Here is a 25,735-nt window from a genome sequence, read left to right as displayed (position 1 = left end):
AACGTTCCATCCGGATGCCGGGCCCGCCCGGCATCAACAGTCTTCATGATAGGCCATCGTTTGCAAGGTGGGATTGGCGTCGTCGTCGTTTTTGTCCATCCGGGCCCGGAGGATATAGAATCATCGGTCCGGTGACTACGTTTGCACCGCCCATTTTTGCACGAGTTCTGAAGTGGAGCTCCGAGGAGACTCCGGCCGAGCGGCGTCCGAGGATGATCGCCGAAGCGCTGTTCGAGATCTTCGGCTGCAGGAAAGTTCTGATCGTAACGACCGACCGGGTGGAGTCGTTCGACGGATCCCGCTGGACGAGCTCCTGGGCGACTTCCCTCGACCTCACTCCTGCTGCAACGTCGGCTCCGTCGATGACTCTCGAGGTCACGCCGAACGGCGAGCGCCGGATCGTACTCGACCGGGAGAAACCGCTCGACGAAGAGGAGCTCGTGCAGTTCGAGATGCTCGAATCGTGGGCAACCCGGGCGATGCTGCACGCCTCGCTCGCCTCCAGGGCCAGAAAGGTCTCGAGCGACCCGAGAATCCAGGTCACCAGGAGCTTCGGAGTCGAAATGCTTCGGCGGCTTGCCGCCGGAGAGAGCCTCGACGGCATCGCCGCGATGATCGCGGATCTGCTCGAGTCCTCCATCTGGATTCACTTCCGGGAGGAGGAAGGTTTCGTACTTCGCGGCGTCGCCTGTTTCAGCGAGCCCGAGCGCGCGCTCCGCGATTACCTGCGCAGTCAACCCTCGATGCCCAGGGACGGCCTTCCCGGACTGACCCTTCAGCTCAGGAAATCGGTGGCATATCTCGATCTCCGAGCGGGACACCTCTCGCAGTTCGCGCGCACCCGAGAGGAAGCCGCGCTGCTGCGGGATCTCCCTTCTTGCAGTGTCGTCTCGGTCCCCGTCTGGAAAGCGGAGGACGTATGCGCGGTCATCATCGCGATCCGAGTCCGACCCGGCACCCTCGACGACTCCGACGTGATCCTGCTCGAGGGCATCGCAGACCGGCTGGGGGTGGCCCTCGCCGCGGACGAACGGGGGCGGGAGCGGGAGAACGCACTCGCCGCGGCCGAGCAGGCATTCCGACGCGAGCAGGATGCCAGGCTCCGTTACGAATCGATATTCGCCGCGATTACCGATGGCATCGTCATCGCCGCGGATGACGGAACGGTTCGGGATCTCAATGAGAGGGCTCTCGAGCTGCTCGGTCTCGATTCGACCCACGAGACCCTCGGCCTCCAGCTCGGTCAGATTCTGCGGCTCGAAAACAGCGCCGGGGAAAAGATCGATCCGTGCGATACGCTGACCGGCCCCCTCTCGCGGGGCGAGAACCCGGGGACTTTCTGGGGTCGCGCGCTTCTCCCCTCCGACAGCTATCGCGACGTTTCGATCGTCGCCGGACCGATGCGAGGCCAGGGCGACCGTCCGGGTGTCGTCATCGTCATCCGCGACATCGGGGAGATTCTCGATCTGCATCGCCGCAAGGACGAATTTCTCTCGATCGTGTCGCACGAGCTCCGGACGCCGCTGACCTCCATCAAGGGATACACCCAGCTGCTCCGATCCGTCCCCGATCTGTCCGAGGACGAGCGCGACAAATATCTCGACAGCGCGCTGAGCGAGATCAACCGGATGGTGACCATGATTGCGGAGCTGCTCGATCTTTCGAAGATCGAGCGAAGCGGCGTGCAGGTGCGAAAGGCACCGATCGAGTGGAAACCCTTCCTCGAACAACGAGCCGCGACGTTCCGCTTGCTGAACGATCGCGAAATCGAGGTCACCGCTCAGGAGGGAGTCATCATCGCAGTTGACGCGACCAGGATCCAGCAGGCCATCGATAACCTGCTGTCGAACGCCGTCCGCTACTCCGATCCCGATTCCCCGATCTCGATCGAGGTCACCGAGGACGATTCATGGATCACTACCAGCATCATCGATCGTGGGATCGGCATTCCCCGCGAGGAAATGAAACGTCTGTTCGAACGCTTCCAGCGCGGCGCTCTCGGCACTCAGCGAAACTATGGAGGACTCGGCCTCGGTCTCTACATTTCGAAAGCGATCGTCGTCGCGCACGACGGCAGGATCGACATCGAGAGCGAGGAAGGAAAAGGGTCCCGATTCACGATTCGCCTGCCGCGACTGATCCATTGAGCCGTCAGCGCGTCTGTCTGCGCTCGATGTCGGCCTCGATGAGGTCGGCCAGCCTGGCGGCAATCCCCTCGATCTCTTCGCGGTCGTCACCTTCCAGCATCACGCGCACTTTCGCCTCGGTTCCCGAGTATCGGACGAGCACCCGCCCACGGCCGGCAAGCGACCGTTCGACGACCTCGAGCTCCCGCGAAAATTCTTCGAGCTCTTCGAGAGGTGGCTTCGCCAGGACATTGCGATTGATCAGAATCTGCGGGACCGGCTCGAACGTCTCGATCCGGGAGAATTTCTCACCCGTCGAAGCGATGATTCTGCTGAGAAACAGAGCGGTCATGATTCCGTCTCCGGTCGTGTGATGGGCCAGGTCGATCACGTGTCCCGACTGCTCGCCTCCGAGAACGGCGCCGAGCTCGATCATCTTTTCGAGCACATACTTGTCGCCGACCTGCGCGCGAACGAGCCGGATCCCGTGCGAATCGAGCTTCCGCTCGAAACCGAGATTCGACATCACGGTTGAGACGATCGTCGATTTGTCCAGCCGTTTGCGGTCGGCGAGCCAACGGCCCCAGAGGTAAAGTACTTCGTCTCCGTCCCGAATTCGCCCGGAGTCGTCGACGAAGATCGCGCGATCCGCATCCCCATCGAATGCAGCTCCGAGATCGAGACCCTCTCGGGCGACCAACTCGCCGAGCTCCTCCGGATGAAGAGCTCCCGAATCGAGATTGATGTTCTTTCCGTTCGGCTCCGCGTGGATCAGAACGACCTCGGCGCCAGCCCGCTCGAAGACGTCGGGAGCGATTCGGAAGGCTGCGCCATGCCCCGGATCGAGACCGATTCGAAGACCCTCGAGTGACCGCTCGCCGACGCAGCGAACGAGAAAATCTTCGTACATCTCCACCAGGTTGCTGGCGTCCGCGACGTCATAAACGGCTGGAGGAACAGCGTCGCTGCGCAACTCGGTCAGGTCGGTTTCGAGAGCAGCCTCGAACTCGTCGGGGAACTTCATTCCGTTGTGACCGAAAATCTTGATCCCGTTGTCCTCCCACGGATTGTGGGACGCCGAGATCGAAATGCCCGCGCCGAAGTCGAGCTCGTTCGCGATCCAGGCGACCGCAGGGGTCGGCATCACGCCACCGTCCTCGGCTCTCCCCCCCTCTGCGTGAATCCCGGAAGCGAGCGCCTGCGCGATTTTCGGACCCGATTCGCGCGTATCCCTTCCGAGAAGAACCGTCAGCGATTGCTCCGATTCACGGAGCTCCCTCACGAGAGCCCGGCCGAGCGCGAAGATCGTCGGATCGTCGAGCGGGTACTCGGAGGCCTTCGCCCTGATCCCATCGGTTCCGAAGAGCTTTCGACTCATTCCGCGGCTTCCCGCTCCAGCTCGACGGGCGGCAAATCCAGCGGCGGCTCGACCGGGACGACGACGACCGTGACCACGACGTTGGCGGGCTCCACGATCTGGACCTGCGGGTGATCGACCACGAGGCCGACCCGTTGCGAGAACGAGGTCCTCCGTCCGGTGAGAATGATCCGCTCGGTCGCCGTTTCGGTGACGTCTGCGACGACGCTTTCGGGTCCGGAGATCCTGACCCTGTCGGGATTGACGGTGGTGTCGCCGAGAAGAAAGCCGGCAGGGAGATCGCCGGCGAGGAAGGGGCGGACCGCGACCTGCCGCTCCTGTCTCCGCTCGAGGTGGAGGTGTACGCGGGGAGGATCGATCGAGATGATTCTGACGCCGCGCGGCACTTCGATGTCACTCGCTCTCACCGGCTTGTCGACCTCCCCCGGCTGCGCGTCGCTCAGATTGAGCTGGACCGCTCGATTGCGCGCGAAGAATGCTTCGAGTCTCGATTCCGGGCCTCGCAACCGCACATTGACCGCCTCGGGGAGCTCCTCGGTGCTCGAGGTGACGATCAGGCTCTCCGGTATGCCGGTGAAGATCAGAGGAAGTCGGAAGGCCTGCTCCGACAACTGCTCGCGTCGCTGCGCCGTGACGATCAGCCACAACCCGAGCGAAAGACCCAACGCGATCAGCTTCAGGACGAGGTTGTTCGACAGTGCCGTGATCATCAGCGCCTCCCCAACCTGTCGTTGATCACGTGTATCTTCGTCATTTCAGCCAGTGTCTCGGGACTCAGATTCTCGTAAAGGACGCCGTCGAGAGCGACTCCCATCGAGCCGTTCTCCTCCGAAACCACCACGATGAATGCATCCGTCTCTTCGCTGAGGCCGAGAGCCGCACGATGCCTGGTACCGTACTGCTTGGAGATTTTCGTCGAGCTGCTCAGCGGCAGAAAGACCCCCGCTGCGATGACGCGACTCCCCTGAATCACCACGGCGCCATCGTGAAGCGGAGTCGTGTGCTGAAACAGACTGATCAGCAACTCCGAGGAGACGATCGCATCGAGCCGCTTGCCGCTGTCGGTGTAGAGCTTGAGACTCTGCGTCCGTTCGAGCACGATCAGCGCGCCGGTCTTTTCGCTCGCCAGTCGTTCTGCGGTCCGGACGATCGGCGAATAGTCCTCCCCCCGCGTTCGATTTTCCTGGAGCAGCGACACGAGCGGCGTCCGGCCGAACGATGCCAGCGCCCTCCGGATCTCGTGCTGAAACAGAACGATGATGGCGAACGGAATGTAGAGCAGAAGTGCGCCGGAGAGCTGGTCGAGCGCAGCGAAGTTCATCAGCTCCGCGACGAAGTTCGTCGCGAACAGGACGAGGAGCCCGAGGAGCATCTGCATCGCCCTGGTTCCCCTGATGAGAACGAGGATGTTGTACAGAATGATCGCCACGACCAGTATGTCGATGAAGTCCCGCCACCCGAATTCGATCGAGGCGATTTTCTGAAAAAACTCGCTCATTCACCCCCGCCGCGGATGGCATCGTACACCCTCAGAAAATCAATCGTCGAACCGACGTCGTGAACGCGGACGATGGCGGCCCCGCCCGCGGCCGCCGCCGCGACTGCCGCGAGCGAGCCGGCGACCCGATCCGGACCGGCTGCGCGACCCGTCACATGACCGATGAAAGCCTTGCGGGAAGCGCCGATCACCACCGGGCCCAGAGCCTCGAGAGTGGAGAAATCCCGAAGGATCTCCGCGTTGTGCTCGAACGTCTTCCCGAATCCGATTCCCGGATCGACCAGGATCCGGGACCGATCGATTCCGGCAGCCCCGGCTGCCTCGACACGCTCGGCCAGCTCCGCCGCGATCTCTCCCATGAGGTCGTCGTAGTGAATGTTGCTCTGCATGGTGCGCGGCTCTCCGCGCATGTGCATCAGAATCACCGGAGCGCCCGACGAAGCGACGACCCCCGCCATTTCAGCGTCGTGCCTCATCGCCGTGACGTCGTTCACGATGTCGGCGCCCGAATCGAGCGCCCTGCGCGCCACTTCCGCTTTCATGGTATCGATCGAGATCGCGATCTCCGACCGCTGGCGAATCCCCTCGATCACCGGCATTACTCGCTCGAGCTCTTCCTCGAGGCTCGCGGGGAGCGCCCCCGGTCTGGTGGATTCGCCTCCGACATCGACGATTGCCGCCCCCTCTTCGGCCATCCGGATCGCCGCATCGATGGCGACATCCGACCGATAGTGAACTCCTCCGTCCGAGAACGAGTCGGGAGTCACGTTCACGATCCCCATCACGAGTGGAATTCTCCCGAACGTAATCGTTCTTCCCCGGGCGAGATCGATGGCCTGAACCAGTTGCATCCCGGTCGGGGCAGTGCTCAACGATCCTCCTCGCGCCGGATCGATGCACCGAGTGCCACGAGCCTCTCGTCGATCCTTTCGTAGCCGCGGTCGATCTGATGAACGTTGTGAATCACGCTGGTTCCCTTCGCGCAAAGCGCAGCCAGAAGAAGCGCCATACCGGCACGGATGTCCGGGCTCGTGATGTCCGAACCGTGGAGCGTCGAAGCACCGACGACGATCGCCCGATGCGGATCGCACAGGATGATTCTCGCTCCCATTCCGATCAGACTGTCGACGAAGAACAGCCGGGACTCGAACATCTTCTCGAAAATCATCACGGTGCCATCCGACTGCGTTGCAATGACCAGCATGATCGAAAGAAGGTCCGCCGGAAACTGAGGCCAGGTGCCGTCGTCGATCTTCGGCACCGCAGAGCCGAGATCGTAGCGGACCCGGAGCTCCTGATTCCGCGGCACCCGGATATCGTCTCCCTCCACCAGAATCTTCACCCCGAGCTTCTCGAGCATCATCCGCACCGCGTACATGTGGTGCGGAACCGCCTGCTCGATGAGCAGCTCGCTTCGAGTCACCGCGGCGAGACCGATGTAGGAGCCGACCTCGATGTGATCGCTCGGAATCGTGAACTCTCCGCCACTGAGCCTGTCGACCCCATGGATGATGAGCTGGTTCGTTGCGATCCCTTCGATCTTCGCCCCCATACCGTTGAGAAATTTGCACAGGTCCTGGACGTGGGGCTCCGAGGCCGCGTTGTAGATGACTGTTTCGCCCTTCGCGAGAACCGCCGCCGAGACCGCATTTTCCGTGGCGGTGACCGAGGCCTCGTCCAGAAACATCTTCGACCCCGTCAGGCCCCTGCAGCTCATCATGTACGAGGTCTCGTCGACGACAATCTGGGCACCGAGCGCCTCGAGCGCAATCAGATGCGTGTCGACACGCCGCCGCCCGATCGCGTCACCTCCCGGTTTGCTGATCACCGCCCGTCCGCATCTCGCCAGAAGAGGACCAGCGAACAGAATCGAGCCCCTCACCTTCTTCGAAAGCTGAAGGTCCGGCACCGAGTCGCACTCCCCCTTCGCGTGGATCCGGACGACGTTCCGATCGAGACGCTCGACACTCGCCCCGAGCCCCTCGATGATCTCGAGCATGATGCGAACATCACGGATGTCCGGAAGGTTCCGCAGCGTCACAGGCTCCTCGGTCAGCAGACACGCGGCCAGAATCGGCAGCGCCGCGTTCTTGTTACCTCCCGGACGAATCGAGCCCGACAGCCTGCGCCCACCCTCCACCACAAATCTCTCCATCATTCCTCCCGCTTTCTTTTCCGGTGCTCGCCTCGTGCAAACGCACTACCGGTTTTCGGGCGGATGCGTTATCTTGAAGAGCGGGCTGGTTTCTGACCACCGATCCCTCGATCCAATGAAGACCGCATCCCTCGGTTCAGGCAGTGAAGGAAACTCGCACTTTTTCGAGTGCGACGGTACCAGCATTCTCGTCGACGCGGGATTCGGGCCCCGGCAGATGGCGAAGCGCCTCGGAATGATCGGCCGCTCCCTCGACCAGATCGACGCGATCGTCCTCACTCACGAACACAGCGATCATATCCGGGGAGCCGAGAAAATCTCCAGGAAATTCGGGATTCCCGTCTACGTCACCCGTGGAACGAAGGCCGGCTGGTTTCTGCGGGACGATGAAGGCGTAGAGATCGTCGAGTACCAGAACGATTCCTCGTTCCGGATCGGCGAGCTGATGGTCCACGCGCGAAAGACTCCTCACGATGCGTTCGATCCTTCCTCGTTCGTCATCGAGTCACGCGCCGGCATCCGGGTCGGGCTGGCCACGGATCTCGGATGGTTCAGCCCCGCGATCAAGCTCCACCTCGCCAACTGTCACGCGGTCTTTTTCGAAGCCAACCATGACGTCGATACTTTGCGGAGAGGCACCTACCCGTGGTTCCTCAAGAGGAGAATTCTCTCCTCGGTGGGGCATCTCTCGAATGATGACGCCGTCAGTGCCGCATATTCGCTCGCGAGCGAATACCTCGACACGCTCGTGATGATTCATCTGTCGAAACAGAACAATACGCCGGAGCTCGTGGAGTCGCTCGTGAGCAGCGCGCTCCTCGACATCGGCATCAACCCCCGGCTGGCGATCTCGAATCAGGCCGGTGCGACCGAGCTCTTCGAGATCGGCGGCGTCGCGCCGCCACCGCGACCGATCCGCCCGACCCAGCTGTCGCTCTTCTGAAACTGCCATGAAAGCCACCGTCACCGTAGAGCTCAAGCCATCCGTTCTCGACCCCCAGGGGAAGGCCATCCAGCACTCGCTGGAAACCCTCGGTTTCGATTCGGTGGAAGATGTCCGCGCAGGCAAGGTGTTTCGAATCACACTCGAAGATGGAACGAAAAGGGAAGATGCCGAGAAGGCCGTCGAAGCGATGTGCAGCCGTCTGCTCGCGAACACGGTCGTCGAAGACTACAAATGGGAGATCGAGGATTGAGCGCCTTCTCGCCGCTCTGAGCTGCTCGATTTTTCTCGCTGTATCCTTCCCGGCTTTCGCATCCACCCCGCTGGAGCTTCTTCGAAGCCGCTCGAAGAGCGTCGTCAAACGGTGGGCGCTTCCCGGGAGCCCGCGAGGTCTCGCGCTCGCCTCCGACGGAACGCTCTACGCGGGTCTGGCGGCGCGGCAGTCGGTCGTCAGAATCGATCCGGACCGTGGCGAGATTCTGAGCGAGCTCGTCCTCGACGACCCCGACATCGCCGCGACGAAGGATCTCGTCTCGGTACGGATCGACGAGCCCCGATCCCGGTTGATCATCGCCAACGGATCCGACGAGAGCGTGACGATCGTTTCGATTCCGAGACTGGCGATCGAACGGGAGATCACGCTCGAAGGAGAAATGATCCGGGACGCGATTCCCGATCCCGCCGGCCGCTTCATCTACATCCTCGGGCGGGACGTTCACGTCTTCGACGGCGAAGGAGGCGTCGCAGTCCGCGCGATCGCCGAGCCGGAGCCGATGGCCATCGCCGTTTCCGCCGACGGGGCGATGTTCGCCGTCATCGGAGCCGAACAGTTTCCGTCCGGAGAGGCGACGGTGGCGGCGCTCTGGTCGACCAGCCCGCTTCGCGAGATTCGCCGAGTCCCTCTGCAGACCGACCGGAAGATCACGGCGGCTCTCTTCGCCGCCGGCGACGCATCGCTCGTGGTCACAGCAGACGACTGGCTCGCGCAGGTTCCGCTGGCCGAACCGTCTGCCAGCTCGCTCGACACGACGGGCGAGATGCCGCGTGTGTCGCTCGCTTTCGGTCAACTGACGAGCAGCCAGAAGATCTGCCTCGCGGATCCTTCGGGACCTCAGGTTCTCGCACCGGGGAGGACCGATCGTGAGGTCGTCTTCGCCGAGCATCGTTGCGGCGAATCGGGCTCGTTCACCGGTTCGGTTCGCCACGTCGAGCCGCTCTCCCTTTACAATGTGAAGGCATGGGCGGTGGTCTGGGACGTACAACGCAATGGCGTCTTCGCGACGAATCCCGAGGGCGAGCTCGCTCTCTATCGCGCGCCCGGATCACGCTGAAGGAGGCCACCGTATGAAGTTCGGCATCGTCGTTCTTCCGGGATCGAACTGTGATCACGACGCCGAGCACGTTGCATCCGCGGTCGCGGGGCACGAGGTCGAGATGCTCTGGCATCGCCGCGATGACGTCTCCGACGTCGACTGTGTCGTCATCCCGGGCGGCTTCTCATACGGCGACTATCTCCGGGCCGGAGCTCTCGCCAAGCTCGCTCCCGTCATGAATGCGGTCAACCGCCACGCCGCGGGCGGAGGGCTGGTGATCGGAATCTGCAATGGATTTCAGATCCTCACCGAGACCGGCCTGCTTCCCGGAACCCTGATGAGAAACGAGCATCTGCGGTTCGTCTGCAGAGACGTCAGAGTCAGAACGGAATCCGACGACACGCCGTTCACCAGCCAGATCTCCCCTGGGACGATTCTGAATCTCGTCGTGGCTCACGGCGAGGGAAACTACTACGCCGACGAAGCGACGCTCGACATGCTCGAAGCGAACGACCGGGTGATCTTCCGCTACTGCGACGAGGAAGCGCGGATCACGGCGAGCGCCAATCCCAACGGCTCGGCTCGAAACATTGCGGGGATCTGCAACGAGGGCCGCAACGTTCTCGGACTGATGCCGCATCCGGAACGGCGCTCGGAGAAGATTCTCGGAAGCGCAGACGGCTTCCGCGTCTTCGAATCGATCATCGCGAGCTTCTCCCCGGCCGTCGTTTGAGGAAGGTTTGAGGTTGGAGGTTGGAGATTGGAGTGTTCGATTCGAGCTTGGACCGCCAGGCTCCTGCCTGGTCGTTCGCGGCGCGCTCCGCGCGCTGCGAGTCGGAACGCGGTAAGCGGGTGCGGGCACTGGCTCATCTCTCCGGTCAGCCCGCGCCAGCGGGCGACAGATCTTAGCCCCCGGCTTCAGCCGGGGGACAGGAGCTTTCCCAAATTTAGTGTCGAGCCCGCTTCAGCGGGCGACAGAACCGAATTTCCTTTGCAATTTCCCGTGAAGCGAAACCGTCGGAGGGGACTTGCGCGTCTTTCAGCTGACGACACGATCATTTCCAGCCTGGACTGCGTGGGGCTCGCGATGGGAGCGTTGCTCTTTCTCCTCTACCCATTCGTAGACCGGTTCACGAACTGGATCTTCTGAAGGCGCGACTCGGGCCATTCTGTCGCCCGCTGAAGCGGGCTCGACAGTCCATTAAGGACGCAGCCTGTCCCCCGGCTGAAGCCGGGGGCTAAGATCTGACGCCCGCTGGCGCGGGCTGCCGGAAAGGAGCTCATCCTCGCGTCGTTTTCGATTTCCGTCAGATCCTGCCGCCACCTGGGTGGTGACCATCAACCTAGACATATCTGGTCAAAATTTACCTGGGTCGTACCCTGAGCACCAACCACCGGCAACCGGCAACCGATCCTTCAGGCCTCGACAGCCTCCAGAAAATCCGCTTCGCTCTGCTCGAGCTGCTCTTCTCGCCCCGGTTGTGCGCGGCCTGTCGCCTCCATGACGATCACGTGCGGGATCTCCGGGGTGTCCCTGTAGGTTTCGTGGGATTCCCGTCCGCGCAACTGCTCGTGATTCGATTCCCCGTAGCGATGGTGGGTGATCTCGGCGAACCCGGCCTTCCGCAGTGCTGCTTCGAGCGTCGCACGATTGTAGATGAACTGATGGCCCCAGCCGCGAAACGACTTGTTCATCCAGAAGCAATCGCGAATCTGTTCATCAGCCGACTCCCACTCGTAGGGGTGATACTGCATCGCCCAGACCCAGTCGAGGTTCGGTGTCGAGATCCGTAGGACGCCATCGTCGCGGAGCGCCCGGCGGCAATCGCTGAGAAATCGAGCCCCTTCGTTCCATGTGAGGTGCTCGAGAAAGTGCTCGGCATAGATGAATTCGAGCTGATCGAGCGGAATCCCGTCCCGCACATCGTGCGGAATCACGCCCGGAAGAGGGCGGAGATCGAGGTTCACCCACCCTTCGAATACGGCAGTCCCACAGCCGACGTGGATCCGATCCCCTTCCAGTTTCGGGCGATTCCAGAGCCGTCTCAGCTCATTGCGTGCTCTCCGTGCGATCTTCCGAAGCATGCGCGGAATTCTACGTCGAACCGGTTGCCGGTGCCGGTTTCCGGAATCGCATTGCGGAGTGCGTGGAGCGGTGATTCACGATCCCGCGCCCGTATTCTTCGCCCGCGCTCCGCCGGGCCAGATATGTATAGGTTGATGGTTACCACTCTGTCGCCCGCTGAAGCGGGCTCGACACTAAATTTGGGAAAGATTCTGTCCCCCGGCTGAAGCCGGGGGCTAAGATCTGTTGCCCGCTCGCGCGGGCTGACCGGAGAGACGAGCACCCGCAGTCCTTTTCCACGTTCCCACTGCTCCTGCCGCCATCTGAGGGTGGTAACAATCAACCTGGACAAGAGTGGCAACCATCAACCTAGTTGCACGCCGACAACCGGCAACCCGCAACCGGCAACCGGCAACCGGCAACTGGCAACTGGCAACTGGCAACCGGCAACCCGCAACCGGCAACCGGCAACTGGCAACTGGCAACCGGCAACCGGCAACCGGCAACCCGCAACCGGCAACTGGCACCGGCAACTGGCAACCGGCAACGGGCAACTGGCAACCTCCAACCTCCAACCTTCCTCCCCGGAACACTCCCCCCGGCTCCCCGGTTACCGGTTTCCGGACGCGATGAGCTCGACACCTCTGAACAAACGGGCCGGTACCCGGCCACCTTGGCTCCGGATCAGGATTCCCGGCAACCTGGCCGAGCTTCCCGTGGCGGGACTCATCAACGATCTCTCCCTCAACACCGTCTGCCAGGAGGCGCGCTGCCCCAACATTCACGAGTGCTGGTCTGCCGGAACGGCTACCTTCATGATTCTGGGCGACATCTGCACGCGGCGCTGTACGTTCTGCGCGGTCGGGCGAGGAACCCCGCGCGCGGTCGAGGACGACGAGCCGGAACGGGTGGCACAGGCGTGCGAGGCGATGGGCGTGAAGCACTGCGTGATCACGATGGTCAACCGCGACGATCTTCCCGACGGAGGAGCTGCTCATTTCGCGCGCACGATCTCGGCTGTCCGCAGCCGCACCGGTGCGACGATCGAGGTCCTGATCTCGGACCTGGAAGGGAATCTCGATGCCCTCGACGTCGTGATCGCCGCGCGCCCGGCGATCCTCGCCCACAATCTGGAGACGGTTCCGCGGCTCTACCGTCAGGTCCGTCCCGTCGCGAAGTACCAGCGATCGCTCAATCTCCTTCGCGCGGCGAAGGACCGGGCATCCGAACCGATGCTCACCAAGTCGTCGATCATGCTCGGCCTGGGAGAGAACGAGGATGAAATCCTCGAGGTTGCGCGGCACTGCCGCGAAGCGGGAGTCGACATCTTCACGATGGGCCAGTACCTCGCTCCCTCCGAAAGGAATCATCCCGTCCGCCGCTATTACACTCCCGACGAGTTCGATCGGCTCGGCGAGGCCGCCCGGGCACTCGGATTCCATCACGTCGAATCCGGACCGCTCGTTCGCAGCTCCTACATGGCGCACCGCGCCGTCGAATCGGGATCAGCGGGTTAGAATGGCAGCGACGGTCACCTTCGTCGACGGCACGACGTCGATTTCATGTCGTGCGAGCGGAACGTTGCTCGATTCCGCTCTGGGGGCGGGCGTCAGGATCACACACATCTGCGGTGGCGACGGGGCATGTGGCACCTGCCTTCTCAACGTCGCCGAAGGATGGGAGAATCTGACGCCGATGTCGCCGGTCGAGGAGAGTCGTGAGATGAGCAGGCCGTACCGTCTCGCGTGTCAGAGCTACGCGAGAGGCGACGTCGTCGTTTCCGCAGTCGAGATCGATTGAAAGGATTTCCGAAATGAGCGCAACAGCCACCGAAGCACCCCCGGCCGACACCGCCCGGTTCTTCCCTCTCTACTTCCAGTACACGATCGAGGCATACAAGACCTTCCAGAAGCTCGCCGAGCACATCAACAATCCGATTCTTGCGAGGCTGTTCAAATCATTCGCCGAGGACGAACGGGCGATTCGCGACATTCTGGAGATCCACTACCTCGAGGAGAACGTCGAACGGATGAAGGTGACTCTCGGATCGGATCTCCGGTTCGAGGAGATCCTGAAGGAAGAGCTCTCCGACCCGGAACAGCTCGAGTGGCTGATCAGCCGGGAGCGAACGATCGAGAGCCGGCTTCGCGAGCACGCCGGCAACGACCGCTCCCCGATTCCGGTTCTCTACCGTTATCTCGCGCACACGAAACGCTCGCATGCAACTCTTCTGGAACGCGAAAGGGAGATGCTCCATCATTACCCCGACTGGTTCCGGCGCGAGGACGCGCTGAACGTTCTGGTGAAGGGAGGCGCGTGACGCCTTCGATCCAGGCCGATCGCGAGACGGTCGATCAGCTCAGGGAAGAGCTGGATTCGCGCATTCTCCGGATCGCGTTCACGACCGGTTGCGGCGGAAGTGGTTACCGGCTCGCATCCGCCGACGCTCCCGTGGAGGGGGACGTCACGATCGAGATCGATGGTCTGACCGTTGCCCTCGACGACATGGCCGCGAAGGAGCTCGACGGGGCCAGAATCGTCTCCGACGGGGACGGCTATTCACTCGACCACCCGGCCGCGGCTCTCGCCGTATGGTGCGGCTGACGCGCCGATGATCGATCTCGGCTCGATCCGCGGTACCCGAATCCGCCTCGAAATCAGTTTCCTCATACTCGTGGCCTTCTTCGTGCTGATGTATCTGGAAGGGGGCGCTCCGCTTCATGAAGCGCTCCTCTGGATTCCGATCCTGTTCGTCTCGGTGCTGGTCCACGAGCTCGGGCACGCGGCGACGATCGGGATGCTCGGACTCGGTTCGAGTCTCGTGACCCTCGGGGGATTCGGGGGAGCGACTTACAATGATCAACCCCGCAAACCGTGGCAGCAGCTGGTCATCTCGCTCGCGGGACCGCTCGCCGGCTTCGTCCTCGCCGGTCTCTGTTATCTCATCTGGATGTTCACGCCGGCGCTCGCCTCCGATCCGATGCTCGCCGTGCTCTTCCCTTATCTGATCGCGGCAAACGTCTACTGGGGAATCCTCAATCTGATTCCCGCACACCCGATGGATGGCGGTCAGGCGGTTCACGCCGGACTCCATTACGTGACGACGCCGATCAATGCATTCCGGATCTCGACATGGACTTCCATCGTGATCTCGGCGGCTCTGTTCGTCGCCGGTCTTCTTCTGAGCCAGTTCCTCCTGATGATCATTGCCGGTCTTTTCCTGATGGAGAACTGGCGACGGATGCGAGCAATCGGAAAGAGTGACGGGCACGAGTCCGAGGACGAACCGCGGTAAAATCATCGTAATGAGCAAGAGCCTGCCGGTCCGGACTCGCTCCGACGAGTCGCTTCTCCCGAGTCTGCTCAAGATCTCGGAAGTCACCCGTTCGGCACCCTCGCTCGACGAGCTTTTCCCGCGGATTCACGGAATCGTGGGGGAGCTGATGCCGGCGGCGAACCTCTACATCGCACTCTGCGAGCCGGACGGGATGATCCGCTTCCCCTATTTCGTGGACGAGCGCGACCCGAATCCTCCAGTCATCCGGCGCGGCCATGGACTGACCGCCTACGTGCTCAGGACGGGCAAGGCGATCCTCGCCACACCGGAAGTCTTTCGCCAGCTGGTCGAGGAGGATGAGATCGAGGACGTCGGCGCTGCGAGCATCGACTGGCTCGGAGCCCCACTTCAGATCGAGGGAGAGACGATCGGTGTCATCGGGCTGCAGAGCTACGACGAGGAGGTTCGCTACACCGAGCGGGACCGGGACATTCTCGTTTTCGTTTCGCGTCACCTCGCCATCGCGATCGAGCAGAAACGCTCCGAGGAAGCTCTGCGCCGCAGCGAGCTCCGTTACCGGCAGATGTTCCAGAACAACAAGGCAGTCCAGCTCGTGCTCGATCCGAGGGATGGCGCGATTGTGGATGCGAACGAATCGGCGCTCGATTTTTATGGCTACGACCTCGAATCGATGCGAAAAATGACGATTCACGAGATCAATACGCTCACCCGGGACGAGATCCGGCAGGAGCTCGAGCGCGCTTCGCAACGACAGCGGAGCTTCTTTTCATTCAGACACCGTCTGGCGTCGGGCGAGATTCGGGACGTCGAGGTGTTCTCGGGACCCTTCGAGACCGGGGGTCGAACGCTGCTCTACTCGATCATCAGCGACGTGACCGAAAAGCGGCGCGCGGAGGAGCTGCTGGAGATGCAGTCGGCCGCGATCGAGTCATCGATGGACGGAATCGCGATCATCGACGTCCTGGGGCGGGTCGAGTATGCCAACCCAGCGCTGGCGAGAATGTACGGTCAGACGCCTCAGCAGATTCAGGGACGGCGCTGGATGGACCTCTATTCCGGTGACGAGGGTCGACGGTTCGCCCGGGAAATCGTTCCGAGACTGGAGGAAAGCAGCCAGTGGAGCGGCGAGGTGCCCGCCGTCAACGTCGGCGGGGTCGTCCTGACGCAGGAGGTCTCGATCACGAAGCTGGATACCGGCTCGATGGTCGTCATCGTCCGCGACATCACCGAGCGCGCACAGGCCGAAGAACAGATCCGCCACCTCGCCTACCACGACCCGCTGACCGAGCTTCCGAACCGTCTCCTCTTCCGAGACCGGCTCAATGTCGCGCTCTCGCAGGCCCAGCGCTCCCCTTCGCATCTCGCGGTTCTCTTTCTCGATCTCGATCGCTTCAAGGTCATCAACGACTCGCTCGGCCACAACATCGGCGATGCGCTGCTCCAGGCCGTGGCGCGCAGGCTCGTCGCTTCCGTGCGGGAGACCGACACCGTGGCGCGGCTGAGTGGTGACGAGTTCACGATTCTTCTCACCGAGATCGGGTCCTCATCGCATGCGATCCGGATCGCGAGGAAAATTCTCGAGGCGATCCGCCATCCATTCAGTGTTGCGAACCGCGAGATATCGGTGACCACGAGCATCGGAGTCGCCGTCTATCCCGACGATGGCGCTCACGCCGACCTTCTGCTCAAGAACGCCGACACCGCCATGTACCAGGCGAAGGAGAACGGACGGAACAACATCCAGGCTTTCAACGCGAGCGTCAGCGCCCGGACCCTGGAGCGACTCGCGATGGAGACCGGACTCCGCCGCGCCGTGTCGCAGGGAGAGCTGACTCTCCACTATCAGACGATCCACGAGGCCTCATCGGGCAAAGTCCGCGGCTTCGAGGCCCTGCTTCGATGGGATCATCCAGACCTCGGACTCATTCCGCCAATGACGTTTCTCACGGTGGCGGAGGATCTCGGTCTGATGTTTCCGATCGGACAGTGGGTCATTCGAAAGGCGGCGCTGCAACTCGTGGAATGGTCGGAGGGTCCGCTCTCCGAGCTCTGCATCTCGGTGAACGTCTCGATGTCCCAGCTCCAGCGCTCCGATTTTGCCGAGTCGATCGAGGAGCTCATCGCCGAGACCGGCATCGATCCGTCCCGACTCGAGATCGAGATCACCGAGAGCACCGCCATGCAGGATCCGGCCGCGTCGATCGCAACCCTGACGGCAGTGCGCAATCTCGGCGTCAAGATTTCAGTCGACGATTTCGGGACCGGCTACTCGTCGCTGGCCTATCTGCAGAAATTGCCGATCGACCGGCTCAAGATCGACCAGAGCTTCATCCAGGACATGGTGACCAACGCGGACGCCAACGAGATCGTTCAGGCTATCATCGCGATGGGACACCGGCTCGGGCTCGGGATCGTTGCCGAGGGGGTCGAGACCGAGCAGCAGCGCGAGGCCCTCGTCCTTGCGGGGTGTGATCTGCTCCAGGGTTACCTGATGTCGAAACCGGCACCGGCCAGATCGATTCCGGCCATGATGACGTCACTCGCAGAATCGGGTCTCAACCCTTTCTGAGGATCTTTCGAAGGGCGTCTCTGTTCGGGTTGACGAAAAAGCGTCCATCCACCTCGATCGCCGGCAGGTCAACCCCGCCACAGATTCTCCTGCGAAGAGCCGGCGTCGGCTCGACGAGCTGATGCCGTACTTTGTGTGCCTCGAGAAATGCGACGATTCCCCGCCCCTTGGCACCCTTTGAATCGGGGTAATAATTGACTTTCATTTTTCCTTCTTCCTCCGCTCCGCCCCCAGGGACAAGCAGTCCCAATAACAGTGACTGCAGAATACGCGTTCCCGCCGGGGCCGTCAAACGCCAGGTCGGGTTCTCATGGAGCAAAATATTTACCAAACCGATTTCTCGGGGTTTGAGGTTGGAGGTTTGAGGTTGGAGGATTCAATTCACTTTCCTCCACCCCGAGCCTCCAACTTGTCTCTCTTGATACGGATTTCGTCCCCGGATCGTTTCGATGAACCCCGGTGAATCGTGATTCGAGGTCCTTCGGGCGCAAAACGTCTGATCACGAGCCTGCGGCTCCTAATGAAACGACCACGAAATTTGTTGGACTTCGACCCACTTGCAGCGCTTCGCTTGGCCTGATGTCCCACCCTGCAAGGTCCCTCGCTTGCCCACCCGACCGCCCGCTCGGGACGACGGGGCGGGGAGATCTGTGACGTGACTGCATCGTCGCGGCGTCTGGCTTCGAATGCCGCAGGTTACGACCGACCACACGCCGGATTGAAACCTCGAAAAAACCCTCAACCCGCCCCGTCGTCCCGAGGGGCGGCGAGCTTGCGAATTGTTTCGATTCGGCGTACCTGCGGGCGGGCAAGCGAGGGACCTCCAGGATGCGTACATTCAGGCCCAGCGAAGCGCCGACTTTCACGTTCATTTCCGCTTCACCGGCGCGTAGCGTCGATCATTTGCTTAGATGGCGAGGGAGTGGGGTACGCGAGAGCAAACATTCGTCCATGATCGTCGCTTCGCGCAGACACAACACTCGTCATTCTGAGCCCGGCGGAGCGCGGGCGAAGAATCTGGGCGAGGGATCGTGAGTTACCGTGCATCAACTTGCCACGGAGGCTCACGAGGAGGCACTAACGCTGACCTCCAACCTCAAACCTCCAACTTCCAACCGTCTTTCGAAGGGAGGTTGGTGGAGCTGATCGGGATCGAACCGACGACCTCCTGAGTGCGATTCAGGCGCTCTCCCAGCTGAGCTACAGCCCCACGCTGCGTGGACCCAGAATGATTCTCCCCCGGGGGAAATTCCGGCCGGAGGCCCGACCCTCTCCCGGGATGTGAGCACAAGCTCGTTTGCGGCTCGAGCTGCTCCAACCTCCGACTTCCGACTTCCAACCTCCAACCTCCAACCTCCAACTTCCAACCTTCTCCCGGGCGTGAAACGCCGCCTGAAACAGGGGCTTCTTTCTTGCAGAATCGCGCACTTCATGAAACTGAAGCATGCGGGGCGCTACACCCGTCTTTTGTCCCTCTTCACACGATACGGGCGGAAGGACTTCACCATCGAAGTCGACCAGACCACGATCGTGCCCGACGATGACGAGGAACGGCTGGAGCCCGATGTAAAGGCCCGGGCCGAGTCCTTCGCGAAGCAGCTCAAGGAGATGGGCCCGGCGTACATCAAGTTCGGCCAGATCCTCTCCACCCGGCGCGACGTGGTTCCTCCGGAGTACATTGCCGCGCTCGAGGAGTTCCAGGACGACCTCGAGCCATTTTCATTCGCCGAGGTCGAAAAGATCATCGAAGAGGAGCTCGGGGTGCGGCTGTCGAAGCTCTTTCCCACCTTCGACAACGTCCCGATCGCCGCGGCATCGCTCGGTCAGGTTCACAGCGCCGTATTGCGCGACGGGCGCGAAGTCGTCGTCAAGGTTCAGCGGCCCGACATCGAAGACGGGATCAGGGAGGATCTCGAGGCGCTTCACGATCTCGCCGAGGAACTGGAGCGCCACTCGGAACTGGGGCGTCTCATGAACATCGAGGCGGCCGTCGAGGAGTTCAGACGGGTTCTCAGCCACGAGTTGGACTACCGTCAGGAAGCGACCAATGCTCACGCCCTGCGGGCCAACCTGGCCGACTTCGAGGAGATTTACATACCGACCGTGATCGACGACCTGACGACCCGCCGCGTCCTCGTCATGGAAATGGTCGAAGGCCGGAAGATCTCCTCGATGTCGAAGCTCGCCATGACCGAGCACGATTACACCGCGCTCGCGGACGTCGTGACCAGGGCCTGGATGAAGCAGATCTGCATCGACGGCTTCTGGCACAGCGATCCGCATCCGGGCAACGTCTTCCTCTCGGAGGGGAAGGTCGTCCTCCTCGACTTTGGCATGGTGAGCCAGATCAGCAGCGTCTTTCAGGACTACGTCATGCGGCTGCTTCTGGCGCTGGGCAACAACCGGGGTGACGAGGTCGCCGAAACGTGCCTTCGAATGGGAGAGCCCCAGGAGGGTTTCAACCGAAACGATCTCGTCCGGGACGTCTCCTCGATCGTCACCGAGTGTCAGGGAATCGATCCTCGACGGTTCAACACCGGTCAGATGCTTTTCCGCGTGATCCGCGTCGCGACATCCAACAAGGTCAAGCTCCCGAGCGAGCTTTCGATGCTCGCGAAAACTCTGCTCCATCTCGATACGGTCACACGATCGCTCGACCCCGACTACAACCCCCGCACCGCCATCCACGATTACGCCCAGGAGCTGACTGTGCTGAAGCTTCGCCAGAGGATCAGGCCACGAAACTTCTACACGGCGCTGCTCGATGCCGATCGCCTTCTCACCGAGCTCCCGCAAAGGTCGAGGGACATCCTCGACAGGATCGCCACGGGCCAGATGGGCGTCAATGTCCGGCTCTCGCAGATCGAGGACCTTCTCAAGGGTGTTCACAAGATCGCGAACCGGATCACCGTCGGTCTCGTGATCGCGGCGCTTCTCGTCGCCTCCGCTCTCGCCATGCGGATCGGGGGTGGCTTCGTGATCGCCGGTTACAACGGCCTCTCTGTGATCGGCTTCTCGATCGCCGTCGTCGCCGCCTCCTGGCTGATGATCACGACCTTCGCCTCCGACCGGGCCGACCGGAAGAAGGCCGACCGGAAGTGGGAGTGAAGCAGGATCCAGGTAGCCAGGAGCCAGGATTCAGGAATCAGGATCCAGGAAGCAGGAGCCAGGATATGAGGATATGAGGATTTAAGGATTTAAGGAGAGGCGGACGGGCGTCCTTCGATACCGACTCCCTAAATCCTGACGGCTTGTCATCCTGAGCCGCCGAAGGACGGCGAAGGATCTGGGGGCGGCTCGTGAAAGAAAGTGACGAGTGAGCGTCAACGGTGGTTCACGATCCCCCGCCCAGATTCTTCGCCCGTGCTCCGCCGGGCTCAGAATGACGAGCGCTTCGCTCTTCAACCCTGCCTCCTGACTCCTGGATCCTGGCTCCTGTCTCCTGACCCCTGTCTCTTGAAATAGAGGCGCGCCTCGTCCCGTTCCGTCAAAACGAAGGGCCGGATCCTCAGCGATCGGGCTCGAAAAAGCCGGAGAGGGGGTGAACCAGACATGCCAGTAGTCACCGTCAAAGAAGACGAAAGTTTCGAGAACGCACTGCGCCGCTTCAAGCGAAAGTGCGAGAAATCCGGTCTCCTCTCCGAAGTCAAGAAGCGCCAGCATTACGAAAAGCCGAGCGAGAAACGCAAGCGCAAGGCCATGGCCGCCCGCAAGAAAGTGCTTCGCAAGCTCGCCGAGGAGCGCCGCTCTTCGGGCTATTGATCCCGAAAATGAAAACTGAGTACCGACGAGGCTCGCAATCGCGAGCCTTTTCTTTATGACCCGAAAAATCGATCCCTCTCTGGCACAGCTCGACCTGCCGAGAGTTCTCCGGCTCGTCGCTCTCGAGACCAGGACGGATGCCGGCAGACGATCTCTCCTCGCGAGACGACCCGCCTCCAGACTCGAAGAGGCGGAGCTGCTGCAGGAGCGGCTGTTCCAGATGCAGCGCTTCATCGCGGGGGACGGCCTGCTCCCCCTCTCGGGAATCGACGATCTCGATTCGATTCTCGAGCGATCGGCCATCGATCTGGAGAGCGGCTGGATGGTCGTTCGAACAGTCCGGTCCTTCCACGCCGTCCGGGAAGCGCTCACCCGAACCGCGCTCGAGGTCCCTCTGCTGACCGAAACAGGCCGTTCGATTCCACAGTTCGACGAGCTCCTTCGCGTCGTCGGCCGGTTCTTCACCAGAGACGGAAAGCTTCGCGAAGACGCCACCCCCGAGCTCCGGCGCCTCCGGTCCCAGGTTCATTCGCGCCGAAACGAAGCCCAGACCGTCCTGAACGACCTGATGAAACGGAAGGCGGCCTCGGTGCAGGAGCCGATCGTCACGATACGAGGCGATCGCTACTGCATCCCGGTCCGGTCCGAGCGGCGCGCCGACGTCCCCGGAATCCTTCACGAGCGTTCCGGTTCCGGCGCATCCGTTTTTCTCGAGCCGATGGAAGTCGTCGAGGTCAACAACGAGATCGCGGACCTCCTCATGAGAGAGAACGAGGAGATCCGGCGAATCATCGAGCTGATCGCGGAACAGATTCTCGAGCACCGCGAGGAGATCGCGGGGGCAGCCGCGATCATCGCGGAGCTCGACGCCACACAGGCCGCAGCCGTGATCGCCGCCCGGATCGAAGCCACCCGCCCCGCGCTGACCCGGGACCGGCAACTTCGTATCATCGATGGCAGGCACCCCCTCCTCGATGAGCGCCTCGCGTCGCTTCGAACCGCAGAATTCGGAGAGGAAACCGCGGTGCGCGTCGTACCGGTCACGGTCGAGCTGGAGCAGGGTCGAAGAGGTCTCGTCATCAGCGGTCCGAATGCCGGCGGCAAGACCGTGGCGCTCAAGACCGCCGGGCTCCTCTCGGCCATGGCTGCTTCCGGTCTTCCCGTCCCGGCCTCCGAGGGGACGCTGATTCCGATCGTCGACCGGATCCACCTTCTCATCGGCGACGAACAGGATGTCCTCGGGCATCTTTCGACATTCAGCGGATACATGACGCGACTCCGTTCGATCCTCGACTCGACCACGGAGCAGTCGCTCGTCCTTCTCGATGAAATCGGCTCCGGCACCGACCCCGAGGAAGGCTCGGCGATCGCGACGGCCGTTACACGGCATCTGCTGGAAGTCGGGTGCCTCTTCATCGTCACGACCCATCTCACGCGCCTCCAGACATTCGCCATCTCGGAGGATCGGGTCGTCAATGCATCGATGGAGTTCGAGGAGTCGAGTCAGGAGCCGACGTTCCGTCTGATCCGCGGGCTGCCCGGGCGGAGCCGCGCGCTCGAAGTCGCTCGGCGAGTCGGTCTGCCGGCGAGCATCCTCTCGAACGCGGCGAAGCTCGTCGGGGAGAGCAGCGCCGAGATCAACCGCCTTCTCTCCGGTCTTCAGTCGGCGATTCGTGAAAATCAGGCTCGCACCGAGGAGATCGCGGAAGAACAACGGGAGCTCGCCTCGATCCGGAACGAGCTCGAGCGACGGCTGGCTGAAGTTCGCGAGCAGAAGAAAAAGCTGGGACGCGAATGGAAAACGGAGACCGATCAGATCCGGCGGGAGATCCGATCACGCCTTCGCGAAGAGGTTGCCCGGTTGAAGCAGGAAGCCAACGCGGCCGCTCCTCCCCGCTCGGTCGTTCGCGACGTGACGAGCGAAATCCTCGACGAAGCAGACAAGCAGCTCGAGCGACATGGTATCGAGGAGGAGGCGCCGGAGTCGGCTGGCAAGCTCGTCCCGGGCGCAACCGTGAAGGACACGACCTTCGGCTTCGAAGGAGAGCTGCGCTCGATCGATGGCGATCAGGCGGAGATCATCGTTCGTGGAAAGCGGATGAAGGTCGCCGCCGCGAATCTGATCGTGACGTCGAAGCCGGCTGCAACCGAGCCGGAGCCGAAGCGTGGCCGCCGCCCGGCCGCACCACAGCCGCAAGCCGAAGCCATCGCAGCGGATGCGGAGCTGAATCTGATCGGCCAGCGGGTCGAGGAAGCGCTCGAGCAATCGGACGTCTTTCTCGATCGCGCGATCCTGGACGGCAAGCGCGCCGTCAGGCTGATCCATGGCCACGGAACGGGGAGATTGCGCGACGCGATCCGCGAATACCTGCGAAAGCATCCCGCAATCGAATCCTGGCGCCCCGGAGACGAACGCGAGGGCGGCGACGGCGCGACGATCGCCGTCCTCGCGTAGCGCCGCTCTCGGTAGCGCCGCTTCGCAAGCGGCCGGCCCGCCGGTTTCCAACCGGCGGTCTCCATCCGAAATCACTACATCGGGTTATGCGACTTAGAGGTGATCACGGAGAATCGCGCGAGAAATCTTGGCATCTCGGAGAATCTTACTGAGGAGTCCTGGCCCGATGTCCTCACCAGAGTGCACAGGCACGACGGTAACGCGGCCATCCGCGTGCCGCAGGAAATGGTGGCTGCCCTTGGTTCGCGTGACCTCGAAACCAAGCTTCTCTAGTGCGTTGATCAGCTGTTTACCCGTGAGGGCGGGAAAGGTGCTCACAGCGAAACGCGCTGGACACCCACGAAGTTCAGCTTCTCCGTCTCTACCGCTTCTACTTCGAGGTAAAGTGCGATGGCCTCTCGGATACGAGTGATGAGCTCGTCCAATGACCTGGCCTGAGTATGACAGCCGGGCAGAGCGGGGACCGAAGCAACATAAAAGCCTTCTGAATCCTGTTCCACCACTACATCGAATTCTCTGCTCATGACCTCATTCTAGCGCCCTGCCTGCATGGTCGTCTAACGGCTGGGGCGTTCAGTCCAGGGCGCACCACCGGCCACCTCAACGTTCGAGCTCGCGACTCGGTATGGCGGCCCGCCACGTCCGGCTGCAACGCCGGATCAGCCTATGTCGCGCATGACCGACCACCCATTTTCATTTTCATTTCACGCTCCTACACTCTTCCGATGCAACCGGTCGAGATCGGCCCCGTCCCTATACACGAGCGCACTCAGCGGCCGCTCGACGTCTTCTTGATTTTTGCGGCCGCGAACATCGTTGCGACGACGCTTCAGGTCGGTGCCAGTCTCGCGTCGGGCTTCACCTTCTACACGGCCGTCTTCACGATCGTCGGCGGAGTGGTCGCCGGCTCCGCGATCGTCGCGTCGCTAGCACCGATCGGTCCGCGGCTCGGTGTTCCGTCGATCATCGCCACCCGCGCCGTACTGGGAATACGAGGTTCCGCGATCGTCGCCGTGGCCCTCTATCTGATGAATTTCGCATGGATCGCGCTGAACAACGTAATCGCCGCGTCGGCAGCCACACAGGTGGCGGGAGGAAGCGGGCGGGTCTGGTCGATCGGTCTCGGGCTCGCCGCCACCGCGGTCGTCGCCGCGGGACCGCGCGCGGTCGCCATCGCGGCGCGATTCTCCGTTCCTCTCATGATCCTCGCAGGTCTCGCATTCACCATCGCGCTCTCTCGGCTCCCCCCGGTGCCGCTATCCGAAGCGGCAGACGGGCGATGGTTCAACGCACTCGACATCGTGATCGCCTACCAGGTCTCGTGGATCCTGATGTTCGCCGACTACACCCGTTACACCCGGTCCGAGCGGGGAAGCGCCGTTGCCGTCTTCGGCGCGCTCGCCCTGACGAGCCTCTGGTTCATGCCGCTCGGTCTGGTCGCGGCGCGGGTCGCGGGATCTCACGACCCGGGAGCGATGACCGCCGCGCTCGGGCTCGGCGCGCTCGGCCCGGTCCTGCACACGGTCGCCACGATCACGACCAACTTCGTCAACATCTATCTGTCAGCGCTCGCGCTCCGGAGTCTCTTCCCGCGAATCAATCAGCAGTTTTCGATCTGGTCGATCGGCATCATCGGCACGACTCTCGGCGCGTTCTCGGGGCAGTGGCTCGACCGGTACGCCGACTTCATGGTTCTTCTCGGCGCGTCTCTCGTCCCGGTCGGCGCTCTGCTGTTCGCACATTTCTTCCTGCTCCGGATTCCGGTCACTGTCGACGATCTCTATCGCGCCGACGGACCGTACGGACGAAGATTCGGATTTTCGCCGGCGGCTCTTGCGGCATGGGCCGCGGGAACGGCGACCTATTTCATGGCGGCATCGACCGGCGGCACCCTCCCCGCGATCGTCGTGACGATCGCGGTCTATCTCACCGGGCGTTTCATCGATCGCCGGCTCGTGACGCGCCTCGGAGAGTAGGGCAAATGATGTCTCCATCATTGCGCCGCTTCGCGAGCTGTTGCCAAAACCCAGCGGGCGATGCTCGCGAGGACCCGCCGAGGCCCGCGAGCGTCCGCCAACGTCCCTTCCCCGAGCGGGGTAAAGGGTCAGACCTTCGGTATTCGGTGTCTGCGATCATCTTCGCGAGATCTCATTCTACTCCTCGTGAACTGCTC

At 62.3% G+C, this 25,735-nt stretch carries 25 protein-coding genes and 1 tRNA gene; 16 read left to right on the top strand and 10 right to left on the bottom strand.

Annotated elements, in window-relative coordinates:
- The first annotated feature begins 131 nt into the window (after positions 1-131).
- Positions 132-2,147, top strand: coding sequence for a PAS domain-containing protein (locus tag KY459_12335; GenBank protein MBW3565505.1), 2,016 nt, complete (start codon positions 132-134; stop codon positions 2,145-2,147).
- 4 nt (positions 2,148-2,151) lie between these two features.
- On the opposite strand, the gene glmM is transcribed toward KY459_12335, so the two are convergent.
- The 5 genes from glmM to murA are packed head-to-tail and all read right to left on the bottom strand — an operon-like array spanning position 2,152 to position 7,157.
- Positions 2,152-3,504, bottom strand: a complete 1,353-nt coding sequence (gene glmM, locus KY459_12330; GenBank protein ID MBW3565504.1) for a phosphoglucosamine mutase — start codon at positions 3,502-3,504, stop codon at positions 2,152-2,154.
- A complete protein-coding gene (locus tag KY459_12325) occupies positions 3,501-4,214 on the bottom strand; it encodes a hypothetical protein (protein MBW3565503.1) in 714 nt (237 codons plus the stop codon). Before KY459_12325 ends, glmM begins: the two co-directional genes overlap by 4 nt.
- On the bottom strand, positions 4,214-5,002 hold the full coding sequence (gene cdaA / locus KY459_12320; GenBank protein MBW3565502.1) for a diadenylate cyclase CdaA: 789 nt from the start codon (positions 5,000-5,002) through the stop codon (positions 4,214-4,216). The genes KY459_12325 and cdaA overlap by 1 nt, the downstream gene beginning before the upstream one ends.
- The gene (gene folP / locus KY459_12315; GenBank protein MBW3565501.1) at positions 4,999-5,847 is read right to left on the bottom strand and encodes a dihydropteroate synthase; all 849 of its coding nucleotides are present in this window, start codon (positions 5,845-5,847) and stop codon (positions 4,999-5,001) included. Before folP ends, cdaA begins: the two co-directional genes overlap by 4 nt.
- A 23-nt stretch (positions 5,848-5,870) precedes the next feature.
- Positions 5,871-7,157, bottom strand: coding sequence for a UDP-N-acetylglucosamine 1-carboxyvinyltransferase (gene murA, locus KY459_12310; protein MBW3565500.1), 1,287 nt, complete (start codon positions 7,155-7,157; stop codon positions 5,871-5,873).
- Positions 7,158-7,272: 115 nt separating this feature from the next.
- Between murA and KY459_12305 the strand changes: the two genes are divergently transcribed.
- The 5 genes from KY459_12305 (at position 7,273) to KY459_12285 (ending at position 10,563) form a co-directional block, all read left to right on the top strand.
- The gene (locus KY459_12305; GenBank protein MBW3565499.1) at positions 7,273-8,100 is read left to right on the top strand and encodes an MBL fold metallo-hydrolase; all 828 of its coding nucleotides are present in this window, start codon (positions 7,273-7,275) and stop codon (positions 8,098-8,100) included.
- A 7-nt stretch (positions 8,101-8,107) separates the two neighbouring features.
- Positions 8,108-8,353, top strand: a complete 246-nt coding sequence (gene purS, locus KY459_12300) for a phosphoribosylformylglycinamidine synthase subunit PurS (protein MBW3565498.1) — start codon at positions 8,108-8,110, stop codon at positions 8,351-8,353.
- Positions 8,268-9,431: a hypothetical protein gene (locus KY459_12295; GenBank protein MBW3565497.1), complete on the top strand. Its 1,164-nt coding sequence runs from the start codon at positions 8,268-8,270 to the stop codon at positions 9,429-9,431. Before purS ends, KY459_12295 begins: the two co-directional genes overlap by 86 nt.
- A gap of 13 nt (positions 9,432-9,444) precedes the next feature.
- Positions 9,445-10,146 (top strand): phosphoribosylformylglycinamidine synthase subunit PurQ, encoded by a 702-nt coding sequence (purQ, locus tag KY459_12290; protein MBW3565496.1) that lies wholly within the window; start codon positions 9,445-9,447, stop codon positions 10,144-10,146.
- 270 nt (positions 10,147-10,416) lie between these two features.
- On the top strand, positions 10,417-10,563 hold the full coding sequence (locus tag KY459_12285; protein ID MBW3565495.1) for a hypothetical protein: 147 nt from the start codon (positions 10,417-10,419) through the stop codon (positions 10,561-10,563).
- Between the two features lie 266 nt (positions 10,564-10,829).
- Here the strand turns inward: KY459_12285 and KY459_12280 are convergent, their stop codons facing one another.
- Positions 10,830-11,498, bottom strand: a complete 669-nt coding sequence (locus KY459_12280) for a hypothetical protein (GenBank protein ID MBW3565494.1) — start codon at positions 11,496-11,498, stop codon at positions 10,830-10,832.
- 609 nt (positions 11,499-12,107) lie between these two features.
- Here KY459_12280 and lipA point away from each other — a divergent pair.
- From lipA to KY459_12250, 6 genes are read left to right on the top strand one after another with little or no spacing between them, the layout of a single operon-like run.
- A complete protein-coding gene (lipA, locus tag KY459_12275) occupies positions 12,108-12,995 on the top strand; it encodes a lipoyl synthase (GenBank protein ID MBW3565493.1) in 888 nt (295 codons plus the stop codon).
- Position 12,996: 1 nt separating this feature from the next.
- A complete protein-coding gene (locus KY459_12270) occupies positions 12,997-13,278 on the top strand; it encodes a (2Fe-2S)-binding protein (GenBank protein ID MBW3565492.1) in 282 nt (93 codons plus the stop codon).
- Positions 13,279-13,291: 13 nt separating this feature from the next.
- The gene (locus KY459_12265) at positions 13,292-13,798 is read left to right on the top strand and encodes a hypothetical protein (protein MBW3565491.1); all 507 of its coding nucleotides are present in this window, start codon (positions 13,292-13,294) and stop codon (positions 13,796-13,798) included.
- Positions 13,795-14,082, top strand: coding sequence for a hypothetical protein (locus KY459_12260; protein ID MBW3565490.1), 288 nt, complete (start codon positions 13,795-13,797; stop codon positions 14,080-14,082). Before KY459_12265 ends, KY459_12260 begins: the two co-directional genes overlap by 4 nt.
- 7 nt (positions 14,083-14,089) lie before the next feature.
- On the top strand, positions 14,090-14,773 hold the full coding sequence (locus tag KY459_12255) for a hypothetical protein (GenBank protein ID MBW3565489.1): 684 nt from the start codon (positions 14,090-14,092) through the stop codon (positions 14,771-14,773).
- 10 nt (positions 14,774-14,783) lie between these two features.
- Positions 14,784-17,345, top strand: a complete 2,562-nt coding sequence (locus KY459_12250) for an EAL domain-containing protein (protein MBW3565488.1) — start codon at positions 14,784-14,786, stop codon at positions 17,343-17,345.
- Here KY459_12250 and KY459_12245 read toward each other — a convergent pair.
- Positions 17,332-17,550, bottom strand: coding sequence for a hypothetical protein (locus KY459_12245; protein MBW3565487.1), 219 nt, complete (start codon positions 17,548-17,550; stop codon positions 17,332-17,334). The genes KY459_12250 and KY459_12245 overlap by 14 nt on opposite strands.
- A gap of 929 nt (positions 17,551-18,479) precedes the next feature.
- Positions 18,480-18,555, bottom strand: a tRNA-Ala gene (locus KY459_12240).
- 221 nt (positions 18,556-18,776) lie between these two features.
- On the opposite strand from KY459_12240, the gene KY459_12235 reads away from it, so the two are divergent.
- The 3 genes from KY459_12235 (at position 18,777) to KY459_12225 (ending at position 23,562) form a co-directional block, all read left to right on the top strand.
- The gene (locus tag KY459_12235; GenBank protein ID MBW3565486.1) at positions 18,777-20,453 is read left to right on the top strand and encodes an AarF/ABC1/UbiB kinase family protein; all 1,677 of its coding nucleotides are present in this window, start codon (positions 18,777-18,779) and stop codon (positions 20,451-20,453) included.
- A gap of 444 nt (positions 20,454-20,897) precedes the next feature.
- The gene (rpsU, locus tag KY459_12230) at positions 20,898-21,107 is read left to right on the top strand and encodes a 30S ribosomal protein S21 (GenBank protein ID MBW3565485.1); all 210 of its coding nucleotides are present in this window, start codon (positions 20,898-20,900) and stop codon (positions 21,105-21,107) included.
- A 55-nt stretch (positions 21,108-21,162) separates the two neighbouring features.
- A complete protein-coding gene (locus KY459_12225) occupies positions 21,163-23,562 on the top strand; it encodes a Smr/MutS family protein (GenBank protein ID MBW3565484.1) in 2,400 nt (799 codons plus the stop codon).
- A gap of 93 nt (positions 23,563-23,655) precedes the next feature.
- Here the strand turns inward: KY459_12225 and KY459_12220 are convergent, their stop codons facing one another.
- Positions 23,656-23,880 (bottom strand): type II toxin-antitoxin system HicA family toxin, encoded by a 225-nt coding sequence (locus KY459_12220; GenBank protein ID MBW3565483.1) that lies wholly within the window; start codon positions 23,878-23,880, stop codon positions 23,656-23,658.
- Positions 23,877-24,086, bottom strand: a complete 210-nt coding sequence (locus KY459_12215) for a type II toxin-antitoxin system HicB family antitoxin (GenBank protein ID MBW3565482.1) — start codon at positions 24,084-24,086, stop codon at positions 23,877-23,879. The genes KY459_12220 and KY459_12215 overlap by 4 nt, the downstream gene beginning before the upstream one ends.
- A gap of 201 nt (positions 24,087-24,287) precedes the next feature.
- On the opposite strand from KY459_12215, the gene KY459_12210 reads away from it, so the two are divergent.
- Positions 24,288-25,538 carry a cytosine permease gene (locus KY459_12210; GenBank protein MBW3565481.1) on the top strand — a complete coding sequence of 417 codons (1,251 nt, stop codon included), beginning with the start codon at positions 24,288-24,290 and terminating at the stop codon, positions 25,536-25,538.
- Positions 25,539-25,735: the final 197 nt, after the last annotated feature.

The sequence above is a fragment of the Acidobacteriota bacterium genome, assembly GCA_019347945.1.
Lineage (GTDB): Bacteria > Acidobacteriota > Thermoanaerobaculia > Gp7-AA8 > JAHWKK01 > JAHWKK01.
The sequence above is the reverse complement of the archived record's forward strand: the minus strand, read 5'-3'. Positions and strand labels throughout refer to the sequence as shown.